The organism is Pseudomonas kurunegalensis (assembly GCF_030291635.1).
GTDB lineage: Bacteria > Pseudomonadota > Gammaproteobacteria > Pseudomonadales > Pseudomonadaceae > Aquipseudomonas > Aquipseudomonas monteilii.
In genome coordinates this window covers 5,918,473-5,937,242 of record NZ_CP127871.1, presented here as the reverse complement: position 1 = coordinate 5,937,242, position 18,770 = coordinate 5,918,473, and the positions used below count along the sequence as shown (strand labels likewise).

18 protein-coding genes and 1 other RNA gene are annotated in these 18,770 nt (G+C 64.4%); 11 read left to right on the top strand and 8 right to left on the bottom strand.

The window, feature by feature from the left end:
* Positions 1-3: 3 nt before the first annotated feature.
* From QQ992_RS27025 to QQ992_RS27010, 4 genes are all read right to left on the bottom strand, one after another.
* On the bottom strand, positions 4-612 hold the full coding sequence (locus tag QQ992_RS27025) for a 5-formyltetrahydrofolate cyclo-ligase (RefSeq protein ID WP_286111715.1): 609 nt from the start codon (positions 610-612) through the stop codon (positions 4-6).
* Positions 613-693: 81 nt separating this feature from the next.
* Positions 694-873, bottom strand: a non-coding RNA gene (ssrS, locus tag QQ992_RS27020) — 6S RNA.
* 17 nt (positions 874-890) lie between these two features.
* Complete coding sequence (locus QQ992_RS27015; RefSeq protein WP_019098106.1) at positions 891-1,211, bottom strand: cell division protein ZapA; 321 nt, start codon at positions 1,209-1,211, stop codon at positions 891-893.
* Complete coding sequence (locus QQ992_RS27010; protein ID WP_029886233.1) at positions 1,208-1,390, bottom strand: TIGR02449 family protein; 183 nt, start codon at positions 1,388-1,390, stop codon at positions 1,208-1,210. The genes QQ992_RS27015 and QQ992_RS27010 overlap by 4 nt, the downstream gene beginning before the upstream one ends.
* A gap of 181 nt (positions 1,391-1,571) precedes the next feature.
* Between QQ992_RS27010 and QQ992_RS27005 the strand changes: the two genes are divergently transcribed.
* The 10 genes from QQ992_RS27005 to gcvP all read left to right on the top strand — a co-directional run bounded on the left by QQ992_RS27005 (position 1,572) and on the right by gcvP (position 13,998).
* Positions 1,572-2,126 carry a YecA/YgfB family protein gene (locus QQ992_RS27005; RefSeq protein WP_003259367.1) on the top strand — a complete coding sequence of 185 codons (555 nt, stop codon included), beginning with the start codon at positions 1,572-1,574 and terminating at the stop codon, positions 2,124-2,126.
* Positions 2,127-2,147: 21 nt separating this feature from the next.
* Positions 2,148-3,482 (top strand): Xaa-Pro aminopeptidase, encoded by a 1,335-nt coding sequence (pepP, locus tag QQ992_RS27000; RefSeq protein ID WP_286111714.1) that lies wholly within the window; start codon positions 2,148-2,150, stop codon positions 3,480-3,482.
* Positions 3,479-4,678: a 2-octaprenyl-6-methoxyphenyl hydroxylase gene (gene ubiH, locus QQ992_RS26995; RefSeq protein WP_016712609.1), complete on the top strand. Its 1,200-nt coding sequence runs from the start codon at positions 3,479-3,481 to the stop codon at positions 4,676-4,678. Before pepP ends, ubiH begins: the two co-directional genes overlap by 4 nt.
* A complete protein-coding gene (locus QQ992_RS26990; RefSeq protein WP_060498144.1) occupies positions 4,675-5,157 on the top strand; it encodes a DUF4442 domain-containing protein in 483 nt (160 codons plus the stop codon). The genes ubiH and QQ992_RS26990 overlap by 4 nt, the downstream gene beginning before the upstream one ends.
* A 9-nt stretch (positions 5,158-5,166) precedes the next feature.
* Positions 5,167-6,384: a 2-octaprenyl-3-methyl-6-methoxy-1,4-benzoquinol hydroxylase gene (locus tag QQ992_RS26985; RefSeq protein ID WP_286111713.1), complete on the top strand. Its 1,218-nt coding sequence runs from the start codon at positions 5,167-5,169 to the stop codon at positions 6,382-6,384.
* Between the two features lie 118 nt (positions 6,385-6,502).
* A complete protein-coding gene (locus tag QQ992_RS26980; RefSeq protein WP_119371805.1) occupies positions 6,503-7,504 on the top strand; it encodes an extracellular solute-binding protein in 1,002 nt (333 codons plus the stop codon).
* A gap of 162 nt (positions 7,505-7,666) precedes the next feature.
* On the top strand, positions 7,667-9,289 hold the full coding sequence (locus tag QQ992_RS26975) for an ABC transporter permease (RefSeq protein WP_286111711.1): 1,623 nt from the start codon (positions 7,667-7,669) through the stop codon (positions 9,287-9,289).
* Between the two features lie 123 nt (positions 9,290-9,412).
* Positions 9,413-10,495, top strand: a complete 1,083-nt coding sequence (gene gcvT / locus QQ992_RS26970; RefSeq protein ID WP_286111709.1) for a glycine cleavage system aminomethyltransferase GcvT — start codon at positions 9,413-9,415, stop codon at positions 10,493-10,495.
* A 51-nt stretch (positions 10,496-10,546) separates the two neighbouring features.
* Positions 10,547-10,930 carry a glycine cleavage system protein GcvH gene (gcvH, locus tag QQ992_RS26965; protein WP_286111707.1) on the top strand — a complete coding sequence of 128 codons (384 nt, stop codon included), beginning with the start codon at positions 10,547-10,549 and terminating at the stop codon, positions 10,928-10,930.
* 194 nt (positions 10,931-11,124) lie between these two features.
* Positions 11,125-13,998, top strand: coding sequence for an aminomethyl-transferring glycine dehydrogenase (gcvP, locus tag QQ992_RS26960; RefSeq protein WP_286111705.1), 2,874 nt, complete (start codon positions 11,125-11,127; stop codon positions 13,996-13,998).
* Positions 13,999-14,117: 119 nt separating this feature from the next.
* Here the strand turns inward: gcvP and QQ992_RS26955 are convergent, their stop codons facing one another.
* From QQ992_RS26955 to QQ992_RS26945, 3 genes are all read right to left on the bottom strand, one after another.
* Positions 14,118-14,432 (bottom strand): DUF2388 domain-containing protein, encoded by a 315-nt coding sequence (locus QQ992_RS26955; RefSeq protein ID WP_019098663.1) that lies wholly within the window; start codon positions 14,430-14,432, stop codon positions 14,118-14,120.
* Between the two features lie 88 nt (positions 14,433-14,520).
* Complete coding sequence (locus QQ992_RS26950; protein WP_286111703.1) at positions 14,521-16,194, bottom strand: GspE/PulE family protein; 1,674 nt, start codon at positions 16,192-16,194, stop codon at positions 14,521-14,523.
* A gap of 96 nt (positions 16,195-16,290) precedes the next feature.
* Positions 16,291-16,596 (bottom strand): ACT-like domain-containing protein, encoded by a 306-nt coding sequence (locus tag QQ992_RS26945; protein ID WP_016712599.1) that lies wholly within the window; start codon positions 16,594-16,596, stop codon positions 16,291-16,293.
* A 126-nt stretch (positions 16,597-16,722) separates the two neighbouring features.
* Between QQ992_RS26945 and QQ992_RS26940 the strand changes: the two genes are divergently transcribed.
* The gene (locus tag QQ992_RS26940; protein ID WP_003253717.1) at positions 16,723-17,193 is read left to right on the top strand and encodes an Lrp/AsnC family transcriptional regulator; all 471 of its coding nucleotides are present in this window, start codon (positions 16,723-16,725) and stop codon (positions 17,191-17,193) included.
* Positions 17,194-17,366: 173 nt separating this feature from the next.
* Here the strand turns inward: QQ992_RS26940 and QQ992_RS26935 are convergent, their stop codons facing one another.
* The gene (locus QQ992_RS26935) at positions 17,367-18,734 is read right to left on the bottom strand and encodes a CYTH domain-containing protein (RefSeq protein ID WP_119371798.1); all 1,368 of its coding nucleotides are present in this window, start codon (positions 18,732-18,734) and stop codon (positions 17,367-17,369) included.
* Between the last annotated feature and the right edge of the window lie 36 nt (positions 18,735-18,770).

Genomic DNA, 18,770 nt, shown 5'->3' with positions numbered 1-18,770 from the left:
CGCTCAACGCGGCGCCAGGTACCAGCCACGGTCCGAGACCGTCCCCTGCAGCGGTACATCCCAACTGGCCTGCGCCAGCCGCTCGACCTTCTGGCATTCATGCGCCAGCCCCAACAGCAAAGGCTTCTTCCAGGTTTTGCGACGCCCCTGGTAGGCCAGGCCGCGATCATAAAAGCCGCCGCCCATGCCCAGGCGCCCGCCCACTTCATCGAATCCGACCAGCGGCAGCAGGATCAGGTCCAGCGCCCAGATCGGCCGTTGGCGCTTGCGGTCGGTGACCGGCTCGGGAATACGAAAGCGGTTGGGCTTGAGCTTTTCGCCCTGCTCGAAACGCTGGAACACCATGCGCGTACGTGGCCAGGCGTGCAGCACCGGCAGGTAGGTGCGCTTGCCGCGGCGCTGAGCTTCGCGCAGCAGCAGGCGGGGGTCGATTTCACCGTCGTTGGGCAAATACAAGGCAATGTGCTTGGCGCGGCGGAACAGCGGGTGTTGCGCCAGTTGGCGGTACAGGCCGAGGGTGGCCTGGCGTTGCTGGGCAGGGGTAAGGGCACGGCGGGCGTTGCGAAGCAGGCGACGGAGCTGGGGGCGGGTGAGCGGCGCGGTGTCGGTCATGGCACGGGCGATCCCAGAAGTGATGGCCGACATTGTCGGCCAAAACGAATTGCCCGCCAGAAGGGGCGGGCAAGAAAATTCAGGCTCCCCGATAAGACCGCTATCGGTGTAGCCCTTGAACCCGAAAGTTCAAGGTGGAGATTGCAGGGGGCGTTAAGGCTTTCCGTCGGGCGGACATGCACACCGGCCCCAGCGTGCAACCCCCGTGGTTGTGCGTATCGGCTCAGGGACATAACCGACTGGCGCATCCCCCAGGGAGTGGCGCCAGTATACCAATGTCAGCCGATTTTGGTACCCGTGTCGTCGGACAGCGCCTGATCGACCCGCTCCAGCAGGTCGCGCACCTGTTCACGGGTGGTGCCGCCGGCCGGCGCTTCATTGCGGTCTTCCTGGCGGTGCAGCATCTCGTGGGTAATGTTCAAGGCCGCCATCACCGCGATACGGTCGGCGCCAATCACCTTGCCGCTGCTGCGGATCTCGCGCATTTTTCCGTCCAGGTAGCGGGCGGCGCTGACCAGGTTGTTGCGCTCTTCCGGCGGGCAGATGATCGAGTATTCCTTGTCGAGGATCTGCACGGTGACGCTATTGCTTGAACTCATGAGTCTTGCTCCAGAGCCTTGAGGCGTAAAATCATCGACTCGACTTTGCGCTTGGCGATCTCGTTCTTTTCGATGAGGTGGGCGCGCTCTTCGCGCCAGGATTTTTCCTGCGCTACTAGGAGTGCATTTTGCCGTTTTAGTTGCTCGACGCGTTCGATCAGCAACTCGAATCGGCTCATCAGTGCCTGCAGGTCGTTCTCTTGCGTGGGTTGCACTCGATTCGCTCCGTCGTTGAGTCACCTGGCGATGATGCCTCTCCCTGGGCGGCGACGGCCAGTGCCGATGGTCTTGGCGCGCCTGCCGGTGCTAGGATACAAGGTCTCCATTCTAGTCATTGCGCCGTCTGGCGCCTAGCTGCCCATGCCCAATACCCAATCGCCCTACATCGCCTTCGCCATGCTGCTTTCGAGCAATGGCCACCCTGTTACCCCGGCCGAACTGCACGGCCTGCTGATCGGCCGCAGCTGCGCCGGTGCCGGCTTTGACGCCGACGGCTGGCTGGCAGATGCCGCCCAGCTGCTGGAAACCGAGCCCGGTGATACCGTGCGCAATGCCCTGGTCGGCCTGCAGGAGATGGTCAAGGGCGAGCTCACCAGCGACGACATGGCCATCGTTCTGCTGTTGCCTTCCGACGACGCCGCACTGAGCGACCGCGCCACCGCGCTGGGCCAGTGGTGCCAGGGCTTCATCACCGGTTTCGGCCTGAACGCCGGTGGCAAGGACCTGTCCGACGAGGCCAAGGAAGTGCTGCAGGACCTGGTGGCCATTTCCCAGGTGCAGGAAGCGCTCGAAGAGTCCGAAGACGGCGAGAGCGACTACATGGAAGTCATGGAATACCTGCGCGTGGCGCCGCTGTTGCTGTTCTCCGAGCTGGCCAAGCCGGCCGCACCCGCGCCCAAGCCATCGCTGCACTGATCAACCGGGGGTAGTCTGCCCATGAGCCACATTCCCAAGGCCGAGTATGCCCGTCGGCGCAAGGCGCTGATGGCGCAGATGGTCCCCAACAGCATCGCCATTCTGCCCGCCGCCGCCGTTGCCATCCGCAACCGCGACGTCGAGCACGTGTACCGCCAGGACAGCGATTTCCAGTACCTCAGCGGCTTCCCGGAGCCAGAGGCGGTCATCGCGCTGATTCCTGGGCGTGAGCACGGCGAGTACGTGCTGTTTTGCCGTGAACGCAACCCTGAGCGCGAGTTGTGGGACGGCCTGCGGGCCGGCCAGGAAGGCGCCGTGCGCGATTTTGGCGCCGACGATGCCTTCCCCATCACCGACATCGACGAGATTCTGCCGGGCCTGATCGAAGGGCGCGAGCGGGTGTACAGCGCCATGGGCAGCAATGCCGAGTTCGACCGCCGGCTGATGGACTGGATCAACGTGATCCGCTCCAAGGCCCGTCTGGGCGCGCAGCCGCCGAACGAGTTCGTTGCGCTGGATCATCTGCTGCACGACATGCGTCTGTATAAATCGGCGGCGGAAGTAAAGGTGATGCGCGCAGCGGCAGACATTTCGGCACGGGCCCATGTGCGGGCCATGCAGGCCTGCCGGGCCGGGCTGCACGAATACAGCCTCGAAGCCGAACTGGACTACGAATTCCGCAAGGGCGGGGCGAAGATGCCGGCCTATGGCTCGATCGTCGCGGCCGGGCGCAACGGCTGCATCCTGCACTATCAGCAGAACGACGCCCCGCTCAAGGATGGCGACCTGGTGCTGATCGACGCCGGCTGCGAAATCGACTGCTACGCCAGCGACATCACGCGCACCTTCCCGGTTAGCGGGCGTTTTTCGCCCGAGCAGAAGGCCATCTACGAGCTGGTGCTCAAGGCGCAGGCGGCGGCCTTTGCCGAAATTGCCCCCGGCAAGCATTGGAACCACGCCCATGAGGCGACCGTGCGAGTGATCACCGAGGGCCTGGTGGAGCTGGGCCTGCTCACCGGTGAGGTGCAGGCGCTGATCGACAGTGAGGCCTACCGCGCCTTCTACATGCACCGTGCCGGGCATTGGCTGGGCATGGATGTGCATGATGTGGGCGAGTACAAGGTGGGCGGCGAGTGGCGGGTGCTGGAACCCGGCATGGCGCTGACCGTCGAGCCGGGCATCTACATTGGCGCCGACAATCAGGCCGTGGCCAAGAAGTGGCGCGGCATTGGTGTAAGGATCGAGGACGACGTGGTGGTGACCAGGCAAGGTTGTGAAATCCTGACTTCGGGCGTGCCGCGCACGGTTGCCGAGATCGAGGCGCTGATGCAGGCCGCCCGCAAGGACGTGGCATGAACCGGGTGAACCTGGCGATCATCGGCGGTGGTCTGGTCGGCGCAAGCCTGGCGTTGGCGCTGCAGGCCGGGGCCAAGGCGCGCGGCTGGAAGATCCTGCTGATCGAGCCGTTCGCCCCTGGCGACAGCTTCCAGCCCAGCTACGATGCGCGCTCTTCGGCGTTGTCGTTCGGCACCCAGCAGATCTACCAGCAACTGGGCCTGTGGCAGGCAATTGGTCACCGTGCAGAGCCGATCCGTCAGATTCACGTGTCCGACCGTGGCCGCTTTGGCGCCACTCGCCTGGATGCCCTGGAAGAGGGCGTACCAGCGTTGGGCTACGTGGTGGAAAACGCCTGGCTGGGCCAATGCCTGTGGCAGGGGCTGGACAGCGAGGTGGTGAGCTGGCGCTGCCCGGCGGAAGTCACCTCCATGCAGGCGATCGAAGGTGGTTACCGCCTGCGCTTGAATGACGATACCCAGCTGGAGTGCGACCTGGCGGTACTGGCCGACGGTGGCCGCTCCGGCCTGCGCGAGCAGCTGGGTATTCACGTACGCCACACGCCTTACCAACAGAGCGCCTTGATCGCCAACATCACCCCGGGTGAAGCCCACGGCGGCCAGGCGTTCGAGCGTTTCACCGAAGAAGGCCCCATGGCCCTGCTGCCGCTGCCGGAAAACCGCTGCGCGCTGGTGTGGACACGCCAAGGCATGGATGCACGGCGCCTGGCCGACATCGACGAGCGCAGCTTCCTGCGTGAGCTGCAGGGCGTGTTTGGCTATCGCCTGGGCGCGTTGCGCCAGGTTGGCGCGCGCCACCTGTACCCGCTGTCGCTGATCGAGGCCCAGGAGCAGGTGCGGCCGCACCTGGTGGTACTGGGCAATGCCGCGCACAGCCTGCACCCCATTGCCGGCCAGGGTTTCAACCTGTCGCTGCGTGATGTGCAGTCGCTGGCCGACGCGCTGCTGGCCGGGCCGCAGCAGCCTGGCGACCTGACCACGCTGCAGGCCTATCACCAGCGCCAGCGTCTGGACCAGGCCATGACTATCGGCTTCTCCGATCAGGTCACGCGCCTGTTCGGCAGTAACCAGCCCTTGCTGGCCGCCGGGCGTAACCTTGGCCTGCTCGGGCTCGACCTGCTGCCACCGGCCAAAAGCTGGTTCGCCCGCCAGGCCATGGGCCTGGGCACCCGCCCCGATCCGCGGGGCCAGGCATGAGCAACCCTCGTAAACTGGCGCGCCGGGCGCGCATGCTGCGCTGGCTGCTGAACCTCTACCCACCTTACCTGGGCGCCGGGATCCGCGTGCAGCACATCAGCCCGGACATGCGCAGCGTCAAGGTGGCGATGAAGCTGACCCGCTGGAACCGCAATTATGTCGGTACGCAGTTCGGCGGCAGCCTGTATTCGATGGTCGACCCGTTCTACATGTTGCTGTTGATCGAGCAGTTGGGCCGCGATTACATCGTCTGGGACAAAGCCGCCAGCATCGATTTCATCTCGCCGGGCAAAGGCCCGGTGTATGCCGAATTCCACGTCGATGACGCGCTGCTGGACGACATTCGCCAGCAGACCGCCACTGGCAAGAAGTGCCTGCCGCGTTTGCAGGTCGATATCCGCGATGGTGCCGGCGAACTGGTGGCGCGGGTCGATAAAACCCTATACGTGCGGCTCAAGCCGCAAGCGAGGCTGGCGTAAGGCATGGAAATGCGCGCAGATCTATTGATTGTCGGTGCCGGTATGGTCGGCAGCGCCCTGGCCCTGGCGTTGCGCCACAGTGGCCTGCAAATCCTCTTGCTCGATGGCGGGCCGCTCACGGTCAAGCCATTCGATGCCCAAGCCCCGTTCGAGCCGCGAGTCAGTGCGCTTTCGGCGGCCAGCCAGCGCATTCTCGAACGCCTTGGCACCTGGGACGGCATTGCCCAACGGCGTGCCACACCGTATTCCGACATGCATGTGTGGGACGGTAGTGGCACCGGGCAGATTCACTTTTCGGCCGCCAGTGTGCATGCACAGGTGCTCGGCCATATCGTCGAGAACCGGGTGGTGCAGGACGGCCTGCTGGAGCGCCTGCACGACAGTGACATAGGCCTGTTGCCCAACGCGCGTCTGGAGCAACTTCGACGCTCGGGTGACGAATGGCTACTGACCCTGGCTGATGGCCGCCAGCTGCGTGCGCCGCTGGTGATCGCGGCCGACGGCGCCAATTCAGCCGTGCGGCGTCTGGCCGGCTGCGAAACCCGCGAGTGGGATTACCTCCACCACGCCATCGTGACGAGCGTGCGTTGCAGCGCCGGGCACCAGGCCACGGCCTGGCAGCGCTTTACCGATGAGGGGCCACTGGCATTCCTGCCGTTGACCCGCGACGGCCAGCAGGACTGGTGCTCGATTGTGTGGTCGACCACGCCGGAGCATGCCGAGCAGTTGATGGCGCTGGATGAAGCGGCCTTCTTGCAAGCCCTTGAGCGGGCGTTCGAGGGGCGGTTGGGTGACGTGTTGCAGGCTGACCCTCGGGTGTGCGTGCCGCTGCGCCAGCGCCATGCCAAGCGCTATGTGGATGAGGGCCTGGCGTTGATCGGCGATGCCGCGCACACCATTCACCCGCTGGCCGGGCAGGGTGTGAACCTGGGCTTCCTGGATGCTGCGGTGCTGGCCGAGGTGCTGGTCAATGCCTGCGAGCGTGGTGAACGGCTGGCAGATGTGAAGGTGTTGAGCCGTTACGAGCGGCGGCGCATGCCGCACAACCTGGCGTTGATGGCGGCCATGGAAGGTTTTGAGCGGTTGTTCCAGGCTGATCCGCTACCGTTGCGTTGGTTGCGAAATAGTGGGTTGAAGCTGGTGGAGAAGATGCCGGAGGCCAAGGCACTGTTTGTGCGCCAGGCGTTGGGTTTGAGTGGTGATCTGCCGGAATTGGCCAAAGCTTGAGATTGTCGGGGCCGCTATGCGGCCCCCTCTGCAACATCCGGTAACGGCTAGGTAGATGAGCCAGAAAATGGGATTCACTACCATTTGCACCTCTCAAACGATCCGAGGAGTGCTTCACATGTTGCCACGCAAGCCCCTACTGGCCGCCCTGGCCCTGACCCTGTTCGGCGGCACCGCCCAAGCGGCGGACGAAGTGGTGGTGTACTCCTCGCGCATCGACGAGCTGATCAAGCCGGTGTTCGATGCCTATACCGCCAAGACCGGGGTCAAGATCAAGTTCATCACCGACAAGGAAGCCCCGTTGATGCAGCGCATCAAGGCCGAGGGCGACAACGGCGTGGCCGACCTGTTGCTGACCGTCGACGCCGGCAACCTGTGGCAGGCCGAGCAGATGGGCATCCTGCAGCCGATCAAGTCCGACATCATCGACCAGAACATCCCGGCGCAGTACCGCGCCTCGTCCCATGACTGGACCGGCCTGAGCCTGCGCGCGCGCACCATCATCTACTCCACCGAGCGGGTCAAACCCGAAGAGCTGAGCACCTACGAAGCCCTGGCCGACAAACAGTGGGAAGGCCGGCTGTGCCTGCGCACGGCGAAGAAGGTGTACAACCAGTCGCTCACCGCCACCCTGATCGAAACCCATGGCGAGGCCAAGACCGAGCAAATCGTCAAAGGCTGGGTCAACAACCTGTCCACCGACGTGTTCTCCGACGACAACGCGGTGATCCAGGCCATCGAGGCCGGCCAGTGCGACGTGGGCGTGGTCAACACCTACTACTACGGCCGCCTGCACAAGCAGAACCCGAAGCTGCCGGTGAAGATCTTCTGGCCCAACCAGGGCGACCGTGGCGTGCATGTGAACCTGTCGGGTATTGGCCTGACCAAGCACGCGCCGCACCCGGAAGCCGCGAAAAAGCTGGTGGAGTGGATGACCGGCGAAGAGGCGCAGAAACTGTTCGCCGACATCAACCAGGAATTCCCGGCCAACCCGAAAGTGAAGCCATCGGAGGAAGTGGCGGCGTGGGGCAGCTTCAAGGCCGATACCATTCCGGTGGAAATCGCCGGCAAGCGCCAGGCTGAAGCCATTCGCCTGATGGATCGGGCTGGCTACAACTAAGCGCCAGGCTTTATTCTTCCGGGGCCTGCAAAGGCCCTTTCGCGGGCAAGCCCGCTCCCACAGGAACTGCACAGAATCCAAACCTTGTGCGGTCCCTGTGGGAGCGGGCTTGCCCGCGAACGACCGCAAAGCGGTCGAAAATCAGCCACAGAGACAGTCAACTTGCCCCACACCCCCCAACGCCGCTGGTACCTTCCGGTCTCCCTGATCGCCGCCCTGGTGCTGCTGCCCCTGAGCGTGCTGCTATTGTCCTGGCAGTCGATCGATACGCAAATCTGGTCGCACCTGCTCGACACCCAGATGACCCGCCTGCTCAGCAATACCCTCACGCTGGTGGTGGGCGTCGGCATCGGCGTCACCGTGCTGGGCGTCAGCCTCGCCTGGCTCACCAGCCTCTGCGAGTTCCCCGGCCGGCGCTGGCTGGACTGGGCGTTGATGCTGCCATTCGCCATCCCTGCCTATGTGCTGGCGTTTGTCTTCGTCGGCCTGCTGGACTTCGCTGGCCCGGTGCAAAGCGCTTTGCGCGAGGTATTCGGGCCCATGCGCCTGCCACGGGTGCGCTCCACTGGCGGGGTGATCATCGTCCTGGTGCTGGTGTTCTACCCCTACGTCTACCTGCTGGCGCGCACGGCCTTCCTGGCCCAGGGCAAGGGCCTGATGGAAGCGGCACGGGTATTGGGACTGTCACCGGTGCAAGCATTCTGGCGCGTGGCCCTGCCCATGGCGCGGCCAGCCATCGGTGCCGGCATTGCCCTGGCCCTGATGGAAACGTTGGCCGACTTCGGCGCGGTGGCGGTGTTCAACTTCGACACCTTCACCACCGCTATCTACAAGACCTGGTACGGCTTCTTCAGCCTGTCCAGTGCTGCCCAGTTGGCCAGCCTGCTGTTGCTGGCCGTGATGCTGGTGCTGTACGGCGAGCGGCGTGCCCGGGGGGCCAGCCGCAGCGGCAACGAACGGCCACGGGGGCAGGCGTTGTACCACCTGCGCGGGGCCAAGGCGCTGCTGGCCAGCGGCTGGTGCCTGCTGGTGTTCGCCTGCGCCTTCGTCATCCCGCTGCTGCAGCTGCTGGCGTGGTTCTGGCAACGTGGCCGGCACGACCTGGACGAGCGTTATGTCGGCCTGGTGCTGCACACCTTGTACCTGGGTGGCATGGCGGCGCTGGTCACCGTGTGTGTGGCGCTGCTGCTGGCCTTTGCCCGCCGTCAGGCACCGACCGGTGGCATTCGCGCCGGGGTCGGCCTGGCCAACCTGGGCTATGCCTTGCCCGGCTCGGTGCTGGCGGTGTCGATCATGCTGGCCTTCAGCTACCTCGATAACCACTTGGTGATCCCGCTGTCCAGCTGGTTGGGCGGGGCCGGCAAGCCGCTGCTGCTGGGCAGCCTCTCGGCGTTGCTGCTGGCCTACCTGGTGCGTTTTATCGCAGTGGCCTACGGGCCGCTGGAGAGCAGCCTGGAGCGCATACGCCCGTCGCTGCCCGAGGCCTCCCGCAGCCTGGGTGTCGGTGGCGCGAGATTGTTTTTCAAGGTGTATCTACCGTTGCTGGTACCGGGCGCGCTCAGTGCCGCGCTGCTGGTGTTCGTCGATGTGCTCAAGGAAATGCCGGCCACCTTGCTGATGCGACCGTTCGGCTGGGACACCCTTGCCGTCCGGGTGTTCGAGATGACCAGCGAGGGCGAGTGGGCGCGTGCCTCGCTGCCAGCATTGACGCTGGTGCTGGTGGGCCTGCTGCCGGTCATCGGCCTGATCCGCCGTTCGGCGCGTCGACCCGGTCACAGTCACTGAGGGTGCCAGCTTGCGACCTTGCGGCTACAATGCGCGGCATTCGCGCGGCGGGTCCTTACAACAAGAGCTGACGACCAACGTCATCGACCGCCGCCGCTTCGCCACGCCCGGAAGGAGAAACCCATGGGACAGCGCACGCTTTTGTATGACCTGCACCTGGCGCTAGGCGCCAAAACGGTCGATTTCGGTGGCTGGGACATGCCCCTGCACTATGGCTCGCAGGTCGAGGAGCACCACCAGGTGCGCAGTGACTGCGGCGTCTTCGATGTTTCCCACATGACCGTGATCGATGTCGACGGCAGCGACGCCACCGCCTGGTTGCAGCGCTTGCTGGCCAACGACGTGGCCCGCCTCGACGACACCGGCAAGGCGCTGTACAGCCCGTTGCTGCACGAGCAGGGCGGGGTTATTGACGACCTGATCGTCTACCGCACAGAAAGCGGCTACCGTCTGGTCACCAATGCCTCCACCCGGGCCAAGGTGCTCGACTGGTTGCAGCAGCAGCGGGCCGGTTTTGCCGTGGACTTCCAGGTCCGGCCCGACTTGGCCATCCTCGCCATTCAAGGGCCACATGCCCGCGAAAAAGTCGCGGCCTTGCTCAGCCCTGCACGCGCGGCCCTGATTCGTGAACTGCGCCCTTTTGAAGGCGTTGCCGAAGGCGACTGGTTCATTGCCCGCACGGGCTATACCGGTGAAGACGGCCTGGAGATCATCTTCCCGGGTGAGCAGGCCGTAGCCTTCTTCAACGACCTGGTCGGTGCCGGCATCGCGCCCAGCGGCCTTGGTGCCCGCGATACCCTGCGGCTGGAAGCCGGCATGAACCTGTACGGCCAGGATATCGATGAAACCCACACACCGCTGACGTCCAACCTGGGCTGGAGCATCGCCTGGGAGCCGGCCGAGCGCGACTTCATCGGCCGCGCCGGCCTGCTGGCGGAAATCGAGCACGGCGTGCAGGAAAAACTGGTCGGCCTGGTACTGGAAGAGCGCGGCGTGCTGCGCGCCCACCAGGTGGTGCGCGTAGCCGGGATTGGCGAAGGGGAGATCACCAGTGGTAGTTTCTCGCCTACGCTGAGCAAGTCCATTGCCTTGGCGCGCGTGCCCATGGCCACCGGCGACCGGGCCGAGGTGGAAATTCGCGGCAAGTGGTACCCGGTGCGGGTCGTCAAACCGACCTTCGTGCGCCACGGCAAGATCCTGATCTGAACCATTTTTAACCGGCGGGCGTACCGCTGAGCCAATCGAGGAATTCAAGACATGAGCAATATCCCCGCCGACCTGCGTTTTGCCGAAAGCCACGAGTGGGCTCGCCTGGAAGCCGACGGCACTGTGACCGTGGGCATCAGCGACCACGCCCAGCAAGCCCTGGGTGACGTGGTGTTCGTCGAGCTGGCCGAAGTTGGCAAGGTGTTCGCTGCAGGCGACGCTGCTGGTGTGGTCGAGTCGGTGAAAGCCGCTTCGGACATTTATGCTCCGGTCTCTGGCGAAGTGATCGCGGTCAACGAAGAACTGGCCGACAGCCCTGAGCTGCTCAACGAAGAACCTTACGATTCGTGGATCTTCAAGCTGAAGCCAAGCAACCCGGCCGAGCTGGACAAGCTGCTGGATGCTGCCGGTTACGCCGCTGCTATCGGCGAGTAAGACCGCGTCGCCTGCTTCGCGGGCATGCCCGCTCCCACAGGGATAGCGCGTACCTCGGGCCTGCGCTTAACCTGTGGGAGCGGGCTTGCCCGCGAAGAGGCCGGAACAGACAAAGCAAGATTCCCCGCAGAATCGGCAATCCTTCCTAGACTTATAAGTCTCCATGAGACCCGGTCTAGGAAGAGAGCGTCGTCATGTCACAGTCGCCATCCCTGCATCAACTGCAAGAGCTCAACCCTTTCCTGCGTCGCCACCTGGGCCCCGATGCCGCAGAGCAGCAGGCCATGCTCAACGCGCTGGGTATTGCCACCCGCAGTGAGCTGATCGAGCAGACCGTCCCCCCCGACATCCGCCTCAACCGCCCCCTCGACTTGCCTCCGGCGCTGGACGAGCAGGCTGCCCTGGCCAAACTCGCCGCCTACGCCGAACAGAACCAGGTGTGGACCAGCCTGATCGGCATGGGCTACCACGGCACCATCACCCCCACGGTCATCCTGCGTAACGTGCTGGAAAACCCCGGCTGGTACACCGCCTACACGCCGTACCAACCCGAAATCGCCCAAGGCCGCCTGGAGGCGCTGCTGAACTTCCAGCAAATGGTCATCGACCTGACCGGTCTGGCGCTGGCCAATGCCTCGCTGCTCGACGAAGCCACCGCTGCCGCCGAAGCCATGGCGTTGGCCAAGCGGGTGGCGCGCAACAAGAGCAACGCCTTCTTTGCCGACGAGCACTGCCACCCACAAACCTTGTCAGTGTTGAAGACCCGCGCCGAAGGCTTTGGCTTCGAGCTGATCGTCGATGCTGTGGATAACCTTGGCAAACACGCGGTGTTCGGCGCTTTGTTGCAGTACCCCGACACCCACGGCGAAGTGCGCGACCTGCGCCCGCTGATCGACCAGTTGCACAGCCAGCAGGCCTTGGCCTGCGTGGCCGCCGACCTGCTCAGCCTGGTCGTGCTGGCACCGCCCGGCGAGCTGGGTGCCGATGTGGTACTGGGCTCGACCCAGCGCTTTGGCGTGCCGATGGGCTACGGCGGCCCCCACGCGGCCTACTTCGCCTGCCGCGACGACTACAAGCGGGCCATGCCGGGGCGCATCATTGGTGTGTCGCGCGATGCCCGTGGCAACACCGCGCTGCGCATGGCCCTGCAAACCCGCGAGCAGCATATCCGCCGCGAGAAGGCCAACTCCAACATCTGCACTGCCCAGGTGCTGCTGGCCAACATTGCCGGCTTCTACGCGGTGTACCACGGCCCGGAAGGCCTGCAACGCATCGCCCAGCGTGTGCATCGGCTGACGTTTATCCTGGCCGCAGGGCTCGAGGCCAAGGGCATCAAGCGCGTCAACCAGCATTTCTTCGACACCCTCACACTGGATGTTGGCGGTACGCAGGCGGCCATCATTGAAAGCGCCGAAGCGGCGCAGATCAACGTGCGTATTCTCGGCCGCGGGCATTTGGGCGTGAGCCTGGACGAGACGTGCAGCGAGCACACGGTGCTGCGCTTGTTCGACATCTTCCTGGGGGTCGATCACGGGCTGGATATCGCCACGCTGGACCAACTGGCCCTGCCTGAGGGCATCCCGGCCAACCTGGTACGGCGTTCGCCCATCCTCGCTCACCCGGTGTTCAACCTGCACCACAGCGAAACCGAGATGCTGCGCTACCTCAAACAGCTGGAGAACAAGGACCTGGCGCTGAACCAGTCGATGATCCCGCTGGGCTCGTGCACCATGAAGCTCAACGCCACCAGCGAGATGATCCCCATCACCTGGCCCGGTTTTGCGCAGCTGCACCCGTTTGCCCCGGCAGGGCAGGCCACGGGCTACAAGGCGATGATCGACGAGCTGGAAAGCTGGCTGTGCGCGATTACGGGTTTCGATGCCATCTGCATGCAGCCCAACTCCGGTGCCCAGGGTGAATACGCCGGCCTGATGGCCATTACCCGCTATCACCGCAGCCGCCATCAACCACAGCGCACACTGTGCCTGATCCCGTCATCGGCCCACGGCACCAACCCGGCTTCGGCGCAGATGGCCGGCATGGAGGTGGTGATCGTCGATTGCGACGACCATGGCAACGTCGACCTGGCCGACCTCAAAGCCAAGGCCCACGCAGCTGGCGAGCGTTTGTCGTGCCTGATGATCACTTACCCATCGACCCACGGCGTGTACGAAGAAGGCATTCGGGAAATCTGCGAGGTGGTGCACCAGCATGGCGGCCAGGTGTACATGGACGGTGCCAACCTCAATGCCCAGGTGGGCCTGGCGCGCCCGGCGGACATTGGGGCCGATGTTTCGCACATGAACCTGCACAAAACCTTCTGCATCCCCCATGGCGGTGGTGGCCCGGGCATGGGGCCGATCGGCATCCGCGCACACCTCAAACCGTTCGTCGCCAGCCACCCGGTGGTACCGGTGCCTGGCCTGGACCCGAACAACACTGCGGTCAGCGCCGCGCCGTGGGGCAGTGCCAGCATCCTGCCGATCAGCTGGATGTACATCGCCATGATGGGGCCGCAGTTGGCTGATGCCAGCGAGGTGGCCATTCTCTCGGCCAATTACCTGGCCAGCCAGTTGGGCGGTGCCTTCCCGGTGCTCTATCGCGGGCGCAATCAGCGCGTGGCGCACGAGTGCATCCTCGACCTGCGGCCGCTGAAAGCGCAGACCGGCATCAGTGAAGAGGATGTGGCCAAGCGCCTGATGGACTATGGCTTCCATGCCCCGACCATGTCATTCCCGGTGCCGGGCACGCTGATGGTGGAGCCGACAGAAAGTGAGTCGAAGGCCGAGCTGGACCGGTTTGTCGAGGCGATGCTGGCGATTCGTGCAGAGATTGCCGAGGTGCAGGAGGGCAACTGGCCAGCGGAAAACAACCCGCTCAAGCATGCGCCGCATACCCTGGAGGATGTGTTGGGGGTGTGGGACCGGCCCTATAGCCTGGCGCAGGCAGTGACGCCTAGTGCGCATGTGCGTCAGCACAAATACTGGCCGGCAGTGAACCGGGTCGACAACGTGTATGGGGACAGGAACCTGTTCTGTGCGTGTGTGCCGGTGGAGGCGTATCGCTGATCGTTGTTTGCCTGTACCGGCCTCTTCGCGGGTAAACCCGCTCCCACAGGTCCTGCACAGCATTCAAGGTCTGTGCGGTCCCTGTGGGAGCGGCTTTAGCCGCGAAGCAGGCGACGCGGTTATTCAGCTACCGCATTCTTGGCCAGAATGGCATTCGCCAGCTCCATATCGGAAGCCTGCATTCCCGGGTTCTCCGCCCGCACCTGCTTCAACGCCGCCTCCAGGAACGGCCCGCGAATGGCACCTTCGCTGGCCACGAAGCTGCCGGCATCATCCTGTGCGGCTACTACCAGCTTGTGATCGTGCGAGGTCAGGTAGCTCGATGCCGTGGTTGCACCGGAAGTCATCACGTTACGCCAAAAGGTATCGGCCATGGCCGAGCCAATAGGCAGAGAAAGCAAAGCAGCGGCGGCGATGGCGGTTTTGAGACGCATGTTGAAACACCTCGAAGGGTGAGGGTTGAAGATGCGCCGTTGGATCTTTTCCGGTGAGGCAAGTTCCTTGAATACAAAGGACTTTTCGTCAGTTGCAAACGCGCAGCACTTCCTCTGGGCGGGTTTGCCCGCAAGCCACTTTGGCCTCCCCGCAACGGCGCAGTTCAATCAGTCCATCGACCAGCGCCTGGCGCCGTAGATCGGTCAGGTCGGCGTTCGGGCCAATCAAGGCGCGCAGGTTTTCGCTGGGTTGTAGCAGTTCGAACAACCCAGTGCGCCCGTGGAAGCCAGTGCCACGGCAGGTTCGGCAGGTAGCTGATGCATGGGCCTGGCAGTCTGTGCACACCGTACGCACCAGGCGCTGGGCCATGACCCCGACCAGGGTCGCCTTGATCAGGTAATCGGCCACACCCAGCTCTTGCAGGCGGGTGATGGCCGAACAGGCATCGTTGGTATGCAGGGTCGACAACACCAGGTGCCCGGTCAGCGCTGCCTGCACTGCCACCAGCGCGGTTTCGCGGTCGCGGATTTCACCGATCATGATGATGTCCGGGTCCTGGCGCAGCATGGCCCGCACCCCGTTGGCAAAACCCAGGTCCAGCGCGGGCTGCACCTGCAACTGGTTGAAGGCGGGTTCCAGCCGCTCGATCGGGTCTTCGATGGTGCACAGGTTGACCTGTGGCGTGGCCAATAGCTTGAGGCTGGCGTACAGCGTGCTGGTCTTGCCGGAGCCTGTCGGGCCGGTGACCAGGATGATGCCCTGGCGCTGGCGCAGCAAGCCTTGCCACTGGGCCAGTTGTGGCCCTTCAAGGCCGAGGCGGTCGAAGTCATCGTTTAGTTGCTGTGGGTCGAACAGGCGCAGTACCAGTTTTTCGCCGAACGGGGTCGGCAGGGTAGACAGCCGCAGCTCCACCTCGCCGCCGCCTGGCAGCCGGCTTTGCAGGCGACCGTCCTGTGGCCGGCGCTTTTCTGCGACATCCATGCGGCTCAGGTGCTTCAGGCGGCTGACCAGCGCCAGGGTGACATTGGCGGGAAAGGTATAAACGGTATGCAGCAGGCCATCGATGCGGTAGCGCAGTTGGCCCTGTTCGCGGCGTGGCTCCAGGTGGATATCGCTGGCGCGTTGCTCGATGGCGTACTGCAGCAGCCAGTCGACGATATGCACGATGTGCGCGTCGTCCGCGCTGGCCTCGGATTGACGCTTGCCCAGCTCCAGGAGCTGTTCGAGCTCGCCCAGGCTGGCCGACTGCTGGTGTTGCGCGCCTTTCACCGACTGGGCCAAGCGCTGGAACGACTGCCCTGACTGGCGGATCTGCGCCGGGCTGCCCAGCACGCGACGGATTGGCCGGCCCAGGCTGCGGGCCAGGTCTGCCTGCCAGTCATCCTGGTAGGGCTGGGCGCTGGCGACGGTGATGCTGGACGGGTCGGCGGCGACAATGAGGATGCCGTGGCGCTGGGCGAAGGCCGGGGAGATCAGGCCGGCGACCTGGGGCAGGTCGAGCTGCATCGGGTCGATGCGCAGGTAGGGCTGGCCGACCTTGCCGGCCAGCCATTGGCAGAGGCGGTCCAGGTCCAGAAGCTGGCCGGGGTGTTGGCGGTTTTCCAGGCTGCAGGCGGCTATCTGCTCAAGCGGGTGGGCGGCCGGGTGGGCGGCGGCGTATTCGAGGACTTGCAGGGTGTCATTGGCGTGCAGGTGCTGCTCGGCGAGCAGGGCTTCGAGCACGCGCTTGAGGTCGAGTGCCGGGTTATCGGGGGTGTGCATGTTGGCGTCCGTGCCTGATGAGGAAGTCCTGACCAAGGCTAGACGGATGGGGAAGGGGCACCGAAGCTGAAGGGTTTCGGGATTTTGCTGTGGCTGTCAGACCACCGCCAGCTCCACCCGTTGCTGGTTGGTCAGGCTCACTTCACCCACACACACCAGGTTGCGCAGTTTCTGCGCAATCACCTCGGCCCGGTGCCAGCTCAGCCCGCCAATGCCGACCTCGATGTTCAGCCAGTCGTCCTGCTGACTGACCTGCACGCTGTGCGGGGTCAGGAACTGCAGGGCAAACAGGTTGAGCACCCGGCACAGGCTGTCGGGCTCGGCTTCCGCTTGCAGGCGGTAGTGCACGGTGCTGTGGGCGTTGCTGGCGGCCCAGGTGTCGGTACGGGGCTGTGCGTTCATGCTGGTCTCCGCGAATGTGGGAGAAATTCTTGCACGTTGGGGGCGGTATTTTTTCGCTATGATTTGGCTATTCTGCGGACTAGCCGAATAGATCTATTCGAAAATTGCCTATTTGGAGGATTATTAATGCATAGCGAGCTGGACGCCTACGACCGTCGCATTCTTGAGCTGCTACAGGAAGACGCTTCGCTGTCCAGCGCGCAGATCGCCGAGCGTGTGGGGCTGTCGCAATCGCCGTGCTGGCGGCGCATTCAGCGTTTGAAGGAAGAGGGGGTGATTCGCGGGCAGGTGACCTTGCTGGACCGCAAGAAGGTCGGCCTGAATACGCAGATTTTCGCCGAGGTGAAGCTCAATGCGCACGGGCGCTCCAACTTCACCGAATTCACCGAGGCGATTCGCGGGTTTCCGGAGGTGCTCGAGTGTTATGTGCTGATGGGGGCGGTGGACTTTCTGCTGCGGATCGTTACGTCGGACATCGAGGCGTATGAGCGCTTCTTCTTCGAAAAGCTGTCGAACGTGCCGGGTATCCAGGAAGTGAATTCGATTGTGGCGCTGTCGGAGATCAAGTCCACTACCAGCCTGCCACTATCGAGGTAAGGCCGCTTCAGAACCGCTGACGCGGTTCCTTGTAGGAGCGGCCTTGTGTCGCGAAAGGGGTGCGAAGCGCCCCCAAAATTTGTGCATCAAACAGATATTGCTGGGGCCGCTTCGCGGCCCTTTCGCGACACAAGGCCGCTCCTACAGGGGATCGCGTCAGCTTTCAGAAAGGCTCACGCCTTGAGCAGGTGCTTCCAGCCACGGCTCTGGTCTACCGCCCGAGCCTGCTCGATACGCGCCTCCAGCACTTCATCGCTGATCGGCAACTCAGCCAGCTCATGCAGCTTCTTCAGGTCGCCATACAGGCGGTCCATCTGCGGCGCTTCGAGCACCTGGCGGGCATGGTGCAGCCAGGCCAGCAGCTGTTCGATACGTGGCAACTGCTCGGCCAGGTCTTCCGGGCGCTGGGTGTACAGCGGCAGCTTCAACGCGCGGCCTTCTTCGCCCAGCAGGTGCCCCAGCCAGCTGGCCAGCTGCGCCTTGCCCTGACGCTCGCCACGGCCCTTGCGCTCGGCGGTCCAGGCGCGGGCCAGCAGCCAGCGCGAAGTTTCCAGCGAGAACTGGCCCCAACGCACGTCTTCCAGCTCTTCGGCGAACTGCTCGGGCGCGGCGCGGCGGATGTCTTCGTCATCGTTGCCGGCCTGTACCAGCGGGCGCCAGTCTTCCAGCAGGGCGTCCAGGCTGCTGCGCAGGTCGCGGGTAGTGGCGCGCGGCGCGGCCTGGCCCAGGCTGGCGGTGATGGCGCGCAGCTCGCTCAGGCATTCGACCCAGTCTTGCAGCAGGCGCCAGTGGCCGTTGTGGCGGTATTGCTCGGCCAGGCGCTGGCTGCTGCCCAGCAGTTGCCAGGCCAGGGCGGCGTAGGCGTCGTCCACAGCCATTTCGGCGTCCAGCTCGGTGTGCGGCAGGCCCAGCTCGTAGCTGTCCGGCTCCAGCAGGCGGTAGCCACGCTCGGCCTTGCTGATGTCGCAAGGCATCAGGGGCAGGCTGGCGGCCAGCTCGGCGGCCAGTTCCAGCAGGGCTTGCGGTTCACCTTCGCGCAGCTCCAGCTCCAGCTCGCAGATTTCTTCCTTGCGCTTGCCGGCGATCACGAAGCCCTGGTCCAACGCAGCCTCGATCACGACTTTGCTCTTGCCACGGCCCCAGGCGATTTCGGCGTATTCACGGCTGAAGTCGGTGGTGAACAGTGGCTTGATGGTTTTCTTGTCCAGGTTGGCCAGTTGCTCGGGCCAGCAGGTGGCGTCCAGCTTCTTCAGGTCGAGCTTGACCTTGTCCAGGTTCCACTCGTACTCGTTGCGCTCGGACAGGCCAGCCACGCTGGTGCCGCGGCACTTGAGGGTCTGGATGACGGCGTCGCCGTCGCGGCGCAGGCGCAGGGCGACACGGGCGGCGGACAGCTCACGCTCGGGGGTGTCGAAGTACTGGTTGAGCAGTTCGCGGGTCTGCCAGCCGGACTTGTTGCGCTTTTTCAGCAGAGGGTGCTCGCGCAGGGCGGCAAGGGTCTCGCGGCTGGCGCGGAGCTTCAGTTCGGTTTCTTTGTGCATCACAGACTCGAAGGGGGGCGTGGTTGACGCAGAGTC